Below are 14,974 nucleotides of genomic sequence, written 5' to 3'. Positions count from 1 at the left end.
CGAATAACAGTATATTAAAACAAAATAAAACAACTCGTTTCTTTTGGTTTGCAATCAAATTGTCATCTCAGTTTTACCCAAGAGATGTGTTTCAATGTTATACTTCTATTCGTGAGTAAACGAAAAAGGAGTACATCTGGTGAATAAAAAATATATTGCATTAGCAACTTCAATCTTTCTGCTGTCTCCATTTGTTGGAGGTAAAGCTGTTCAGGCACATTCCTTAGACGAACTAAACCGTGAAAAGCAAGAATTAGAGGAAAAATCAAAAGAAGTCCAAAGTGAGATTTCTGAAAAACAATCTTCTTTACAAGTATTAGAAGAAGAGAAAAAAGACTTGCAAAATCGTGTAGCTGAATTACAAGAAAGCATCGATGAATTGCTTGTACAACTTGAAAAACAAGAAGCGAAATTGACTGAAATTGAAAACAAAATTGTATCATTACAAGAACGTATTGAAGAATTAAAGGTTATTATTGAACAACGTACGGAGAAATTGAATAACCAAGCTCGAGTGATTCAAACGGAAGCAAGTATGTCAGATATGGTATCCATCATTATGACTGCAGATTCTCTTACCGATATGGTTGGAAAAGTCAGCACTGTTAATAAACTCATTACAGCCAATAAAGAGATTGTCGTACAACAAGAAAACGACAAAAAAGAAGTAGAAGAAACAAAAGTGGCTGTTGAGGAAGAACAAGCAGAAGCTGAATTGTTAAAACAAGAAATTATTGTTTCGAAAAATAATGTAGTTGCACAACAAAATGAGTTGAACGTTCAAATCAACCTTGTACTTGAAAACATGGAATTAACAGAGAGCGAGAAAAAAGGTCTAGAAGCAACGCAATCAAGTTTGGCTTCTAAAACCGAATCGCTTAGCAAGGATATTGCGGCTGAAACGCAACGTTTAGAAGAAGAACGAATTGCACGCGAGAAAGCAGAAGCCGAGCAGTTAGCAAGAGAACAAGCGGCAGCGGAGAAGGCAGCAGCAGAACGAGCAGCGAACAACCTAGTTGCTTCAACAGAAAAAACAGAGGAACTGACTCATACGCCTCCAGTTTCTAACACAAGTGGATTCATTCGTCCTGCATCTGGATACAACTCATCTCCATACGGAATGCGAATTAATCCTGTGGATGGCGGATACCGGATGCATAATGGAGCAGATATCGCTGGTAGTGGTCCGATTGTAGCAGCACAAAGCGGAACCGTTGAAGTCGCTGGGTATGACTCCATGTTCGGTTACCATGTAGTTATCAACCATGGTGTAATTAATGGCGTACAAGTGAAAACAAAGTATGCTCATATGACACCAGGACTTTCAGTAGCACCAGGCCAATCCGTAAGCCAAGGACAACAAATTGGAATTATGGGAACAACCGGTCAATCAACCGGAGTTCATTTACATTTTGAAGTTTTCGAAAACGGCTCTCATGTGAATCCGTTGAAATACATTTCTTATTAAGATACCAAAAAGAGGCGAGAATGATTCTCGTCTCTTTTTATATAGAAATCCAGCATAGCTTTTCGAGCACAACCTTACTATAATAAAGAAGCATGCAAGGAGGTCCTTATGGAAAAAATTACATCTGTTAAAAATCAAACCGTTAAAAATTGGAAAAAGCTACATTCTGCTAAAGGAAGAAAAGAGAGCGGCTGTTACTTGATAGAAGGTGAACACCTGTATCTCGAAGCGCTGCACAGTGGAGCAAGGATAAAAGAGATTATTTTGACTGAAAAGTACAGCCAGACACAACCGAACTGGCCAAACAATGCGAATCTGGTTTCTGATGAGGTGATGAATGTACTCACTCAAACGGAAACCGCTCCGGGTATTATATGTGTCGTAGAGGTGTCCCAACAAGCATTGCCGAAGCAATGGGAAGGGAAATATGTCCTTCTTGATGGCGTCCAAGATCCAGGTAATGCAGGAACCATTGTGCGCACTGCTGATGCGGCAGGATTTGCGGGTGTTGTTTTTGGAACAGGGAGCGTAGATCCTTACAATGATAAAGTCGTACGCTCGATGCAAGGAAGCCATTTTCATATTCCCATTTACCGAACAGACTTACTGCCGGTTCTAGCAACCTTAAAAGAACAACAAGTTCCGGTTTATGGAACAGCTCTAGACGCAGAGGCGAAGAGATATTTTGAAGTAGAGAAGGCTGAAACAGTCGCAGTTGTTTTAGGTAATGAAGGCAACGGTGTTTCTCAAGAAGTATTAGCACAAACGACTTGTAACGTATACATTCCGATTTACGGGAAGGCTGAATCATTAAATGTAGCAGTAGCAGCAGGAATTGTGTTGTATCACTTCGCTTCGTAAATATTACAATAATGTGAATTTTATATCATATGTGCTAAAAAGTAAGTGAAAAACCTTTTCAAAAGATAGATTTCATGTATAATAGGAAGCGTACTTTTCATAAGGAGAATGATAATGACGATTCAGAAATGGCAACAAGATGAAGAATTTCTTTCGTGTATAGCGGACTTGCTTGAAAAAGAAGAAGTTCAACAATTGAAAACAATTACGCACCATTACAATAGCACTCGCTTAGACCATTCAATTTCTGTTGCGTATCGCAGTTTCTGTATCGGTAGACGCTTGAAATGCGATACCCGTGCAATTGCACGAGCTGGTCTATTGCATGACCTTTTCTATTACGACTGGCGTACAACAAAGTTCGATGAAGGAACTCATGCTTACATGCATCCTCGCATCGCCTGTGCCAATGCAGAAAAATTAACAGAACTATCAGAATTAGAAAAAGATATTATTATTAAACATATGTGGGGCGCAACAATCGCGCCACCAAAATACAAAGAAAGCTTTATTGTCACATTAGTAGATAAATACTGCGCATGTGATGAAGCGATGATGCCTGCCCTAGCGCGTCACAAAGGAAAATTCCAAAGTAAATGGGCAACCGTTAAACAGAATATCCTAACCAATGTGATTACCTTCTAATCGAGGTGTTATTCGATAAAGCAAGTAAACAAAAAAGAGATTAGAGGTGAAAACAGTGGAGGAAGTATTAGAAAAAAGCAGCTCTTGCCTCTGTCCAAAATTCCAACGGTCCTTTACAATCTTAGGGAAGAAATGGTCGGGCTTAATTATTGAAGTTTTGTTGGCTGGAGATCGTCGTTTCAAAGAAATTGCGGAACAAATCCCAAATGTAAGTGACCGAGTTTTAGTAGAACGTCTAAAAGAATTAGAAGAAGAAGGCATTGTTTTGCGCACAGAACATGTCGCTGGACCTGTTAAAGTTCAGTATAGCTTGACTGAAAAAGGAAAAGATTTAGAAACAGTCATGAATGAAATACAGCTATGGTCGAATAAATGGATGGAATTGTGAGCTTGACCTTTTCACCTTTTCCTGATAAATTGAATGAAATAAACAAATGCAATGATAGGAACCATCTGTCGTCGAACTGTTTACAGGGAGATTTGCCTTAGACTGAGAGCAAATCACAGCGAGCTTCATGATCTTTCACTCCTTGAGCAGGCTTTGGGATTTGCCTAGGCAATGAATAAAGACCCGGTAAATAGGCCGTTATCGATAGGAGTGCTGTTCGTAATGTGAACAGAACGAGGGTGGTACCGCGATATCTCGTCCCTTTTCAGGGAGGGGATTTTTTTGCGTTTATTTTAGAGAATGTGGGGGTAGAATAATGAATTTACAAGAAAAATTAGTTCAATTGCGTGAAGAAGCGCTCGTAAAAGTACAAGCATCAGCTACGCTACAAGAACTGAATGAGCATCGAGTGGCTTACTTAGGGAAAAAAGGTCCGATTACGGAAGCTCTACGGGGAATGAAAGACGTTGCACCAGAAGAACGCCCTGTGATCGGAAGTTTAGCAAATGAGGTACGTGATGAGATTCAAGCAGCAATCCAAACTCTACAGGAGTCACTAGAAGCAAAGGCTCTTGAAGAAGCATTGCAACAAGAAACAATCGATGTGACTTTACCTGGCAAAAAAGTTTCGCTTGGAACAAAGCATGTTCTCACTCAAATCATGGAAGAAATTGAAGATTTGTTCCTCGGCATGGGGTACCAAGTAGTAGATGGTCCGGAAGTTGAATTGGACTACTATAACTTTGAAAAGATGAATTTGCCAAAAGATCATCCAGCTCGCGATATGCAAGATACCTTCTACATCACAGATGAAGTATTGTTGCGTACCCATACATCGCCTGTGCAAGCACGTACGATGGAGAAGCATGACTTCACAAAGGGCCCATTGAAAATGATTAGTCCAGGGAAAGTATACCGCCGTGATAATGATGACGCGACCCATTCTCATCAATTTACACAAATTGAAGGATTGGTCATTGCTGAAAATATTACCCTAGCTGACTTGAAAGGAACACTAGATGTTTTTGCGAAGAAGCTATTTGGTGCTGAACGTGAAATTCGTCTTCGCCCAAGTTATTTCCCATTTACTGAGCCATCTGTTGAAGTAGACGTAAGTTGCTTCAAGTGTGGAGGAGAAGGCTGTAACGTGTGTAAGGGCAGTGGTTGGATTGAGATTTTAGGATCTGGATTAGTTCATCCAAACGTACTTGAAATGTCTGGCATTGACTCTACAAAATACTCCGGATTTGCCTTCGGAATGGGACCAGAACGGGTTGCCATGTTGAAGTATGGAATTGATGATATTCGTCATTTCTATCAAAATGATGTTCGATTCCTCGGACAATTCACAGGAAAGGGGCAATAAGGAAGATGAAAGTATCACATCAATGGTTACAGGAATATGTAGACGTATCAACTATTACAGCAGAAGAGTTAGCTGATAAGATGTCCCGTACGGGAATTGAAGTCGATGATGTCATCAAACCTGGTGAAGGATTATCGAAAATCGTAGTAGGTGAAACACTAAAAGTAGTGGACCATCCAGATTCTGACCACTTACATGTTTGCTTAGTGAACGTGGGACAGGAAGAACCGATTCAAATTGTTTGTGGAGCGCCAAATATTGCCGCTGGTCAAAAAGTTATTGTAGCGTTGCATGGTGCACGAATTGCTGGTAATTATAAGATTAAAAAAGGAAAAATCCGTGGGGAAGTTTCTAACGGAATGATTTGCTCCTTAGATGAACTAGGTCTCCCAGAAAATGTCGTACCGAAAAAGTATGCAGACGGTATTTTTGTACTGCCGGCAGATGCTACAGTCGGTGCTGATGCAGTAGAAGTATTAGGGTTGAATGACGCTGTATTAGACTTAGATATTACCCCAAACCGGGCAGATGCCTTAAGCATGCATGGTGTCGCTCATGAAGTAGCAGCAATCTACGGCAAAAAGGTAACTTTGCCGCAAGTAGAAGTGTCCCCTACGGAAGGTCAGGTTGGAGACTATATTTCTGTATCGGTAGAAGACAAAACAGATGCTCCAGCGTATCACATTCAAATTATTAAAGATGTGACAATCAATGAAAGTCCTTTGTGGCTACAAACCAAGCTGATGAAAGCAGGAATGCGTCCAGTTAATAATATTGTAGATATTACCAACTATATTTTATTGGAATATGGACAGCCGCTTCATGCGTTTGACTACGAAAAAATCGGCAGTAAAGAAATTGTTGTCCGCAGAGCGAAGGATGGCGAAACGATCCAAACGCTCGATGGATCAACCCGGAACTTAGATACCACTGATATTGTGATTACAAATGGAAAAGAACCGATTGCTTTAGCTGGCGTAATGGGTGGTTTGGGTTCAGAGATTACGGCTGAAACAACAACAGTAGCGTTGGAATTTGCAATGTTCGATGCACTTTCGATTCGCAAGACTGGTTCGAAGTTTAACTTGCGCAGTGAATCAAGTGCACGTTTTGAAAAGGGAATTAACCAAGGAACCATTGAAGTAGCTGGAAATCATGCTGCTCAATTAATTCATGAATTAGGCGGCGGCACTATTGTAGCTGGTACAGCTTCTGCAGCTACCTTCGTTCCTGAGAACAAACAAGTAACCATTACATTAAGTAAAATCAATCGTTCGCTTGGGACAGCAATCTCGGCAGAAGAGGTCGGTCAAATTCTTGCCCAATTAGGTTTTGGATACGAAGTAGAGGAAGAAACGTTTACTATTTCCATACCACCTCGCCGTTGGGATATTGCGATAGAAGCAGACATCGTGGAAGAAGTAGCACGGATCTATGGCTACGACCGTTTGCCGGCTACGTTGCCAGAAACAGCTTCTGTTCCAGGTGAACTAACTACGCGACAAAAATACGTTCGTCTTTCTAGAAATTACTTAGAAGCGGCTGGTTTATCTCAGACGTTGAGTTATGTGTTGACTACGGAAGAAAAAGCAAAAGCGTACACACAAGAAACAAGTGAACCAATCCGGTTGGCATGGCCGATGAGCGAGGATCGCAGCACGCTCCGATTGAACTTGCTTGCAAGTTTATTGGAAAATGCTTCTTATAACGTTTCTCGTAAAAATGCAGATCTTCACCTGTATGAAATTGGTAAAGTATTCTTAGCTAACGATCATGATTCACTGCCAATTGAACGTGAAAAAGTTGCCGGTATCGTAATGGGCAATCATACACAACCCGATTGGCAAGGGAAAGCCGAAGCAGTTGATTTCTATGCAGTCAAAGGAATTTTAGAAGGATACTTTAGTAAAATGGGTGTAGAGAAACAAATTCGCTATGAAGCGACTGCAGCTGTCGCTTGGATGCATCCAGGTAGAACGGCTGAAGTATTCTTAAAGGAACAATCAATCGGTTATGTTGGACAAGTCCATCCAGCCGTTGCAAAAGATTACGACTTAAAAGAATCCTATGCATTTGAATTGAATTTTGATGCATTAGTAGACGCGGAACGTGAAGAAATTACTCAACAACCAATTCCAAAATATCCAGGTATTACTCGTGATATTGCCGTTTTAGTGGCAGATCAAGTAACACACGAAGAAATTCTTGCAGTAATTGAAAAACATGCAGGAGCTTACTTAGTAGATGTTCGTCTCTTTGATATCTATCGTGGTCAAGGAGTATCTGAAGGTCATAAATCAATGGCTTACTCGCTTGCTTTCTTGAATCCACAAGCGACTCTAGTAGAAGACGACGTGAGTCCTTCTATGCAAAAGGTAACAGAAGCACTAATTGAAGAACTAGCAGCAACCATTCGTTAAGAAGTGGAGTGTGGGGAGCGCAGATTTTTGCGTTCTCTCACACTCTTTTCATTTTTGCTGGATTTGCTATAAAATTACTGTAAAACCTATGAAAACATGGTAAAATAGATTAGATGTTGGATGGAAGGAGGGGGAGGAAGATGTTGGAAGAAAAGCGTCGTTTTAAGACAACCATTGCAGGTAGAACCTATACGATTGTTGCAAAAAAATCGCAGGAACATCTCCAAGCGGTATCAGAAATTACAAATCAAACCATTTTGCAGTTGAAAGAAGCAATGCCAAGTTTGGATATTGAGCAGCGCTCGATTTTAGTGGCTGTTAATACGATTTCAGAAAATCTAACTAAACAGGCAGAAATCGATGCGCTGAAAGAAGAGAATGCAGCTTTAGAGAAAAAGATTGAACAACTAAGAAGACGCATCCAAACGCTCCAAAACCAAACAAAAGAGAAAAAAGTAGAGGGCACTGTAAAAGAGGAAAAATCAGAAAGTGCTCCCGTAACGAAAAAACCAAAAACAAAATTTGTAAGACCGACGACGGCTGCGGCGGTTATGCTTCAAAAAGAAAGCCAAAAGGAAATGTCCAGTTCCTTTATTGGGACGCAAGGAATGCCTGAAGCATCAAAAAAGAAACTGGAAAACAAAGCGGCTCAAATGAAAGGCCCTTTAGAGAACAGGTGAGTCTATGCTAACATTGTTGATTTTAATCATATTTTTTGTGGGAATTTACACGGGTGTACGTAGAGGACTTGTCTTGCAGGTCGTTTATACAGTCGGTTATATTACTACGTTCTTTGCCGCTCACAAGTACTACTTGCAGCTGGCGGAGTACCTGGAAATGCTTGTTCCCTATGCATCACCAGGTGTAGGAGACCAGATGGCGTATTATGAAACCATTGAAATTTTGAAGTTGGACTTGGCTTTTTATAATGCCATTTCATTCTTGATTATTTTCTTGGCAGGATGGTTAATCACGCGAATTGTCGGCTACATGCTGCATTCTTTAACCTACTTACCTATTTTGCATCAATTAAACACAATTGGTGGCGGGGTTTTAGGATTTGCCATGCAATATTTAGGAATTTTCCTATTGCTCAGCTTCTTGACGTTAATCCCTTTTGATGTGGTGCAAAGTCATCTTACTGAAAGTAGCTTAGCTGATTGGATCATTACGAATACACCGTATCTGTCGAAAACAATTTATGAGTGGTGGGTAGGCGTGATTGCCTAAAACAGAACAGAATCAACCTAAAAAGAGGTGAATCGGTTGAATTCAAAAATAATAAAGACACTTGAGTTTGATAAAATACGACAGCAACTAGCTCAATACGCTGCTAGCGAGAGCGGAAAACGCGAGTTGCTTCACTTAGAACCTGCTGCTTCAATAGAGCAGGTTCAATGTTTACAAGAAGAAACAGATGACGGAAGAAAAGCATTGCGCCTACGCGGAGGAATTCCAATTCCTCAGTTAAGTGATATTTCCCATCATCTGAAAAGGTTACAAATCGGTGGTTCCCTGAATGGAAAAGAGATGGCTCAAATCGGTCGTGTCCTTCGTACAACCAATGAAGTTATTCGTTTCTTCGAATGGTTTGAAGAGCAAGAAATTGAACTATTTCATTTGTATGAATTGAAGGGAAAATTAATAGATTTACCTGATGTGCGGAAGAGAATTGGCCAATCGATATCTGATGACGGAGAAATTTTGAACGATGCGAGTCCAGAGTTGAATCGCATCCGCAACGCCATTCGTACGAATGAAGGGGCAGTTCGGTCGAAGTTAGATGAGATAATCCGCGGTAAAAAATCTACTTACTTAAGCGATGCAATTGTAACGATTCGAAATGAACGATTTGTTATTCCAGTGAAGCAAGAACATCGGAATGCCTTTGGTGGAGTTGTTCATGATCAAAGTTCAACGGGGCAAACACTCTTTATTGAACCACAAGCAGTATTAGACTTGAATAATAAGCTGCGTTCTTTGCGTGCGAGTGAAAAACAAGAAGAAGAACGAATTTTATATGAACTCTCTGAGTTAATAAGACCGTACCGTTTGGATTTACAGAATAATCATGAGACTTTGACTCATTTTGATGTAATTAACGCCAAAGCACGCTATGCAGACGCGATGAAAGCGACCAGACCGCAACTGAGCCCTGAGAATCATTTGGCTATCTGGCAAGCAAGACATCCTCTTATTGATCCAGAACAAGTAGTGCCGAATGATTTAATTATTGGTGAAGAATATCAAGCGATTATCATCACTGGTCCCAATACGGGTGGGAAAACCATCGCCTTGAAAACAATGGGAATTATTCAGTTGATGGGACAGTCAGGACTTCAAATTCCTGCAGCAGAAAACAGCCAGATCGGAATTTTTACTAATATCTTCGCCGATATTGGTGATGAGCAGTCTATCGAGCAGAGTCTTAGTACGTTTTCTTCCCATATGACGAATATTGTTTCGATCTTGGAACAGATTGACGAAAAAAGCTTAATTTTATTTGATGAGTTAGGATCAGGTACGGATCCACAAGAAGGTGCCTCCCTTGCTATTTCAATTTTGGATTATGTGGGGAGTAAAGGCAGCTACGTTATGGCAACCACTCACTATCCAGAACTCAAGGCATATGCCTATAATCGCCCAGGAACCATAAATGCGAGTATGGAATTTGATTCTATCTCGTTAGCGCCGACTTATCGGTTGCAAATTGGTGTTCCGGGTCGAAGCAATGCGTTTGATATTTCAAGACGGTTAGGTCTCCCAGATCAGATTATTCAACAAGCTTCTGGTTTTATTGACGAAGATAGCCAATCGCTGAATGAAATGATTGCCGATTTAGAACAAAAACGAAGAAAAACGGAACAAGAGTCTTATCAACTGAAACAACAAATCAAGGAATCAGATGCTTTGTTGAAAGACTTACGCGCTGCTACATTTGAGCTAGAAGAAAGCAAAGAAAAAATTATTGCAGATGCGAAAAAAGAAGCGAATCAACTTGTCGAAACAACCAAAGAAGAGGCTGAATTCCTGATGCAAGAAATCAGGGAAATGCAGATGAATCTCAGCAAGAATGCGGTTGTCAAAGAACACGAGCTGATTGACTTACGTAAGCAGTTTAGTGACCTCAAGCAAGAGGAATCCTTAACAGGAAATAAAGTTTTGAAGCGTGAAAAAGAGAAAAAACGTCTGAAGGCTGGAGACGAAGTTCTTACAGAAACGTACGGCCAACGTGGTGTTTTATTGGAAAAAGCTGATAAAGATCAATGGGTTGTCCAGATCGGGATCATGAAAATGAAGTTGCCAGAAAGTGACTTACGTAAGATTGAAGAAGAACCGAAGCCACAAACGAGAAGAGCGAAACGGCATATTGCTAGTGTCCGTTCGGCAAGTGAGAGTCATGTTTCGACGCAGTTAGACTTACGTGGGGTACGTTATGAAGAAGCGATGTCTCAGTTGGATAGTTATTTGGATGCTGCCTTATTAGCCAGCTATCCCCAAGTGACGATTGTCCACGGAAAAGGGACAGGAGCTATTCGTCAAGGGGTTACCGACGCCTTGCGTAGACATCCTCAAGTAAAATCATTCTCCTTTGCGCCACCAAATGCAGGGGGAGACGGTGCGACAATTGCTACTTTTAAAGAGTAAGCAGAACCATAGCGTCGAACGTTTCAATTTGGTATAATAGAAATACAATCACAGATAGGAAAGGAGATTGAAAATGGTTAAAGCAATTACAGATGCAAATTTCGATACAGAAACAAATGATGGGGTAGTCTTAGTAGACTTCTGGGCAACATGGTGCGGACCTTGCCGCATGCAATCTCCAATCATTGACGAATTAGATGAAGAAATTGGCGATAAAGTTTCTTTTGCTAAAATGGATGTAGATGAAAACCCTGAAACACCACAAAAATTTGGTATCATGGGAATTCCTACTTTACTTGTTAAAAAAGATGGCGAAGTAGTAGAAAAATTAGTTGGATACACACCAAAAGAACGACTAGAAGAGATTTTGGAACAATATACAAACTAATATAAAAAACTGGCAGGAGGGAAACCTTCTGCCAGTTTTTTTATTAGTAATATTGTACGTTAAAGAAGACTTCCTTGGCTTTTGTGATTGCTGCTTGTGCTTCAATCGGCCTTTTTTGGGTGTGGCTTAATTGTTCTGCTAAGAAACCTGCCTCTAATTGGAAAGAAACCTCTTCATTTAACAAGCGGGTAGCTACTAAGTCTCCGCTTAAGGAGTAGGTGGTGCTATTCTTATCTTCTTTGATAAAGCTGAGAATGCCAAACCCACAATGAGCAAAGGCATCAATAATATCTTCCTCTGCAGTTAAGGGAAATTGACGAGCCAATTCCTTTCCACCCCAGTAGAGGATTTCGTCCGCTTCATTGCCTAATAAATTCGTTAACAAATGATCGCGTATTAATAAATATGGAAAGTGGGGGCTATCAATCATTTGTTCCCGCTCATTTTTACTCATAATAATTAGTCCTTTCTAACTAAATCACTGTCGATAAAAAGTGTTAAAATGGCATTTTATCGAAAAATCGTGCATAATAAAAGTATGGTACCACAATGTATGTAAATTAAAGAAGGGATGGATGATAGTATGCGTAACCTCAGAAAATGGGCTGGATTGTTGTTTTTAATTCTCCCGCTATACAAATACATTCAAGATTGGCGAGAAGAAGAAAAAAGACGTGAACGTAAAAATATAACTTCCTAAGAAGACAGAATGATAGCGTACAAGGCCGAGTAATGGTCTGTACGCTATCTTCTCTTTAAATACCATGCACACGTGATACTTGTATGCTGACTAAGATTCCATGTCCTGGTTCCGTAATATGAATCGCCTCATCAATGGAATTAATAATATCTTCTGTATGGGTCTCCGGGGCAACCAGTAATAAAATATCCTTCTCTGGCTCCAGAGTCACATTTAATATTTTTTGTTTCTCATGTAGTCCGGTTCCTCGTCCCTTCAATAAAGTACCTGAATGAGATCCCGTTCTAGTTACTGCCTCCACAGCTTTCCCAGCTTCGCCTCGGTCCATGATGGCCATAATCGCTTGATGATTCAAAACATCTCCTCCTTCGTTGATGCTCCTTAATCTTTCATTTATTGTATCACATTCAAGCGGAAGTAGAGAATATTTGTTATAATGACTTTAGAAAACAATAGAAAAAAGGATACGATTATGGAAAAAAAAGCAATCGGGTTTTTGGATTCAGGAGTAGGCGGTCTTACCGTTGTCAAAGAAGCGATGAAGCAGTTGCCCAATGAATCAATCTATTATATTGGTGATAATGCCCGATGTCCATATGGGCCAAGGCCAAAGGAAGAAATCGTCGAGTTCACATGGGATTTGACCCAATTCCTGCTGACTAAAAACATAAAAATGCTCGTGATTGCCTGCAATACAGCTACGGCAGTTGCATTGGATGAAATACGTAAACGTGTTGATATCCCAGTAGTGGGGGTCATCTTGCCAGGAAGTCGAGCAGCTATCAAATATTCCCGTAATAAACGAATCGGGGTAATCGGGACTGTTGGAACGATTGGCAGTAATGTGTACGAGGATACCTTGCATGAGAAACATCCAGACGTCTACACAGCCAGTATTAGTTGTCCGAAGTTCGTCCCATTAGTGGAAAGTAACCAGATTAATACCTCTATTGCCAAGAAGGTAGTGTTCGAAAGCTTAGAGCCGTTAACGAAAATGGGATTGGATACATTGATTTTAGGATGTACTCATTATCCATTATTAAGCCCCCTTATCAAAAAAGTAATGGGTGATAAAGTCACTCTGATTGACTCAGGAGCAGAGACCGTTTCTGAAGTCAGTACGATTCTTGATTATTATGGTATTACAGCCTCTAGCCAAGAAAAAGCAGATAAAGTGTATCGATTCTATACCACTGGTTCAACTAAAATGTTCGCAGAAATTGCAGCAAACTGGTTAGAAGTGAACGACATACAAGTAGAAAAAGCGATCTTACCAAAAAATAACTAAAGGAGCAAAACGATGCCAACGATTGTAATTGCAACGCAAAATGAAGGAAAAGCACGCGAATTCAAAGCGATGCTTGAACCGAAAGGGTATGAAGTAAAGACATTACTCGATTACCCAGATATTCCAGATGTGGAAGAAACGGGATATACCTTTGAAGAAAATGCCCGCCTCAAAGCAGAAACCATTAGTGAAAAACTAAATCTGCCCGTATTGGCTGATGATTCTGGATTGATGGTAGATGAATTAGATGGTGCTCCTGGAGTTTTTTCTGCCCGTTTTGCTGGAGAACCAAAAAATGATGCGCGTAATAACGCCAAATTACTATCCATGCTAGGTGAGTTTGAAAATTCATCTAGAACGGCCCGGTTCCATTGTACATTGGTAGCGAGCCGACCAGGAAAAGAAAGCCTAGTGGTTGAAGGAGAAGTAGAAGGGGAAATTGCTAAGATTCCAGCTGGAGAAAACGGATTTGGATATGATCCACTCTTCTTGTTGCCGGAAAAAGGGAAGACAATGGCTCAATTAAGTGATGAAGAAAAAAATGCAATCAGTCATCGCGCCGTGGCACTGCGTAAATTCGAGAAATACATCGATGAATGGTTCAAATAGGGTGGGAAAGAAATGCGCTTATTAATTGTCAGTGATAGTCATGGGAATAGCCAGATTCTCGATGAGTTAGCTAGCCGGTATCTAAATCAAGTAGATGCGTTTGTGCACTGTGGAGACTCAGAGCTTAGCAGCAACCAGTTGATATGGAGTATGATGGACACGGTTGCCGGAAATTGTGACTTTGATCCTGGTTTTCAGTCATTACAGGTAAAGAAGGATCTTCCGTTTCCTTATTTAATTGTTCATGGACATCGCCATGAAGTAAAGTGGACCCTGGATCGATTAGCAGACGTGGCGAAAAAAGAAGATGTAGACTTTGTCTTCTATGGACATTCCCATATATTGAAATTTGATTATCAAGATGGAATCTTTTTTATCAATCCAGGAAGCATCCAAAGTCCTAGAGGGGAGTTACGTGAGAAAACGTATTGTATCTTAGAGGCTACATCTGAAAAAGTTGAAATTCGTGTATTTAACGAACAACATCACGAATTGCCGTTGTTGGCAGAAGAGTGGACCTTCCCGAAAGAATTCTAAAGATATGATGAAATTCATTCTTTTTATAGTATCGAATGAATGAGAAACGGGTATACTTTAGTTATAAAAAATGAAGGGGGATAATTCATGATCAGTCACGAAGTCCAATCCATGCTTTTGCATGATGATGGCGTAGAACTGATGGTTCCAAGTGAAAATGTAGCAAACTTAAACTGTAATAATCATCTCTATCATGCTTTGCTTGTCTTATCTCAAGTAAAATACAATTCCATTCCCGTCTTAGATAACGATTCAAAGATTAGAGGAATTATTTCAATGCCAATGATTATTAAGGCATTAATGGGTGTAGATTCAATTCGTTTCGACGAAATGGAAAAAATAAAGGTAGAAGATGTGATGGATAAAGACGTACCCACCATTGATAGCTCGGAAGAGTTAGAAGTAATAATGCGTCTATTAATTAATCACAGTTTTGTTTGTGTGGCGGAAGAAGATGGCACGTTTAAGGGAATCATTACGCGTAAGGAAATCCTAGGACGAGTAAATCATCTTGTTCATGAAGTTCACCACCATTATGAGTTAAAAGATCTTACATTAACTGAATTAAGTAATTAAAAAGGCTCTAGAATATTAAGTGTTGATGGGCCTTTGGCCCTTTTGTGAAAAACACAAAGAGACAAATGAATTTTTCCGTT

15 protein-coding genes and 1 pseudogene are annotated in these 14,974 nt (G+C 40.1%); 14 read left to right on the top strand and 2 right to left on the bottom strand.

From position 1 onward, the window contains the following. Window positions 1-139: 139 nt before the first annotated feature. From PVE40_RS08485 to trxA, 10 genes are all read left to right on the top strand, one after another. Complete coding sequence (locus PVE40_RS08485) at window positions 140-1,468, top strand: M23 family metallopeptidase (protein WP_274731470.1); 1,329 nt, start codon at window positions 140-142, stop codon at window positions 1,466-1,468. 108 nt (window positions 1,469-1,576) lie between these two features. Continuing rightward, a complete protein-coding gene (locus PVE40_RS08480; protein WP_274731469.1) occupies window positions 1,577-2,329 on the top strand; it encodes a TrmH family RNA methyltransferase in 753 nt (250 codons plus the stop codon). 114 nt (window positions 2,330-2,443) lie between these two features. Next, window positions 2,444-2,974: an HD domain-containing protein gene (locus tag PVE40_RS08475; protein WP_274731468.1), complete on the top strand. Its 531-nt coding sequence runs from the start codon at window positions 2,444-2,446 to the stop codon at window positions 2,972-2,974. A gap of 46 nt (window positions 2,975-3,020) precedes the next feature. Further along, complete coding sequence (locus tag PVE40_RS08470; RefSeq protein ID WP_476702886.1) at window positions 3,021-3,362, top strand: winged helix-turn-helix transcriptional regulator; 342 nt, start codon at window positions 3,021-3,023, stop codon at window positions 3,360-3,362. 316 nt (window positions 3,363-3,678) lie between these two features. After that, the gene (pheS, locus tag PVE40_RS08465) at window positions 3,679-4,728 is read left to right on the top strand and encodes a phenylalanine--tRNA ligase subunit alpha (RefSeq protein WP_274731467.1); all 1,050 of its coding nucleotides are present in this window, start codon (window positions 3,679-3,681) and stop codon (window positions 4,726-4,728) included. Between the two features lie 5 nt (window positions 4,729-4,733). Continuing rightward, on the top strand, window positions 4,734-7,148 hold the full coding sequence (gene pheT, locus PVE40_RS08460; protein ID WP_274731466.1) for a phenylalanine--tRNA ligase subunit beta: 2,415 nt from the start codon (window positions 4,734-4,736) through the stop codon (window positions 7,146-7,148). A gap of 140 nt (window positions 7,149-7,288) precedes the next feature. After that, window positions 7,289-7,828 carry a cell division protein ZapA gene (locus tag PVE40_RS08455; RefSeq protein WP_274731465.1) on the top strand — a complete coding sequence of 180 codons (540 nt, stop codon included), beginning with the start codon at window positions 7,289-7,291 and terminating at the stop codon, window positions 7,826-7,828. 4 nt (window positions 7,829-7,832) lie between these two features. After that, window positions 7,833-8,378 carry a CvpA family protein gene (locus PVE40_RS08450; protein WP_274731464.1) on the top strand — a complete coding sequence of 182 codons (546 nt, stop codon included), beginning with the start codon at window positions 7,833-7,835 and terminating at the stop codon, window positions 8,376-8,378. A 36-nt stretch (window positions 8,379-8,414) separates the two neighbouring features. Further along, the gene (locus PVE40_RS08445; RefSeq protein ID WP_274731463.1) at window positions 8,415-10,796 is read left to right on the top strand and encodes an endonuclease MutS2; all 2,382 of its coding nucleotides are present in this window, start codon (window positions 8,415-8,417) and stop codon (window positions 10,794-10,796) included. A 73-nt stretch (window positions 10,797-10,869) separates the two neighbouring features. Continuing rightward, on the top strand, window positions 10,870-11,184 hold the full coding sequence (trxA, locus tag PVE40_RS08440; protein WP_274731462.1) for a thioredoxin: 315 nt from the start codon (window positions 10,870-10,872) through the stop codon (window positions 11,182-11,184). Window positions 11,185-11,227: 43 nt separating this feature from the next. Here trxA and PVE40_RS08435 read toward each other — a convergent pair whose 3' ends face one another. Continuing rightward, window positions 11,228-11,638 carry a DUF2507 domain-containing protein gene (locus PVE40_RS08435; RefSeq protein ID WP_274731461.1) on the bottom strand — a complete coding sequence of 137 codons (411 nt, stop codon included), beginning with the start codon at window positions 11,636-11,638 and terminating at the stop codon, window positions 11,228-11,230. Window positions 11,639-11,939: 301 nt separating this feature from the next. Further along, window positions 11,940-12,239, bottom strand: coding sequence for a P-II family nitrogen regulator (locus PVE40_RS08430; RefSeq protein ID WP_274731460.1), 300 nt, complete (start codon window positions 12,237-12,239; stop codon window positions 11,940-11,942). A 117-nt stretch (window positions 12,240-12,356) separates the two neighbouring features. Between PVE40_RS08430 and racE the strand changes: the two genes are divergently transcribed. From racE to cbpB, 4 genes and pseudogenes are all read left to right on the top strand, one after another. Then, a complete protein-coding gene (racE, locus tag PVE40_RS08425; protein WP_274731459.1) occupies window positions 12,357-13,172 on the top strand; it encodes a glutamate racemase in 816 nt (271 codons plus the stop codon). Between the two features lie 21 nt (window positions 13,173-13,193). Beyond that, a pseudogene (locus PVE40_RS08420) lies at window positions 13,194-13,781 on the top strand (XTP/dITP diphosphatase); the annotation flags it as partial. A 12-nt stretch (window positions 13,782-13,793) separates the two neighbouring features. Beyond that, entirely contained in the window at window positions 13,794-14,318 is a 525-nt protein-coding gene (locus tag PVE40_RS08415; RefSeq protein ID WP_274731457.1) for a metallophosphoesterase, read from the top strand. A gap of 87 nt (window positions 14,319-14,405) precedes the next feature. Further along, entirely contained in the window at window positions 14,406-14,894 is a 489-nt protein-coding gene (gene cbpB, locus PVE40_RS08410; protein WP_274731456.1) for a cyclic-di-AMP-binding protein CbpB, read from the top strand. Window positions 14,895-14,974 lie beyond the last annotated feature (80 nt).

The sequence above is a fragment of the Jeotgalibaca caeni genome (assembly GCF_028863945.1).
GTDB classification, from domain to species: Bacteria; Bacillota; Bacilli; order Lactobacillales; family Aerococcaceae; genus Jeotgalibaca; species Jeotgalibaca caeni.
Note: the sequence above shows the minus strand (reverse complement) of the source record. Positions and strands in the feature narration are given on the sequence as shown.

Bases quoted from the DNA above. Each gene is read 5' to 3' on its own strand.
- PVE40_RS08480 (WP_274731469.1), top strand. From the start codon at position 1,577: ATGGAAAAAATTACATCTGTTAAAAATCAAACCGTTAAAAATTGGAAA.
- PVE40_RS08475 (WP_274731468.1), top strand. From the start codon at position 2,444: ATGACGATTCAGAAATGGCAACAAGATGAAGAATTTCTTTCGTGTATA.
- pheS (WP_274731467.1), top strand. From the start codon at position 3,679: ATGAATTTACAAGAAAAATTAGTTCAATTGCGTGAAGAAGCGCTCGTA.
- pheT (WP_274731466.1), top strand. From the start codon at position 4,734: ATGAAAGTATCACATCAATGGTTACAGGAATATGTAGACGTATCAACT.
- PVE40_RS08455 (WP_274731465.1), top strand. From the start codon at position 7,289: ATGTTGGAAGAAAAGCGTCGTTTTAAGACAACCATTGCAGGTAGAACC.
- PVE40_RS08450 (WP_274731464.1), top strand. From the start codon at position 7,833: ATGCTAACATTGTTGATTTTAATCATATTTTTTGTGGGAATTTACACG.
- trxA (WP_274731462.1), top strand. From the start codon at position 10,870: ATGGTTAAAGCAATTACAGATGCAAATTTCGATACAGAAACAAATGAT.
- PVE40_RS08435 (WP_274731461.1), bottom strand. From the start codon at position 11,638: ATGAGTAAAAATGAGCGGGAACAAATGATTGATAGCCCCCACTTTCCA.
- racE (WP_274731459.1), top strand. From the start codon at position 12,357: ATGGAAAAAAAAGCAATCGGGTTTTTGGATTCAGGAGTAGGCGGTCTT.
- PVE40_RS08415 (WP_274731457.1), top strand. From the start codon at position 13,794: ATGCGCTTATTAATTGTCAGTGATAGTCATGGGAATAGCCAGATTCTC.
- cbpB (WP_274731456.1), top strand. From the start codon at position 14,406: ATGATCAGTCACGAAGTCCAATCCATGCTTTTGCATGATGATGGCGTA.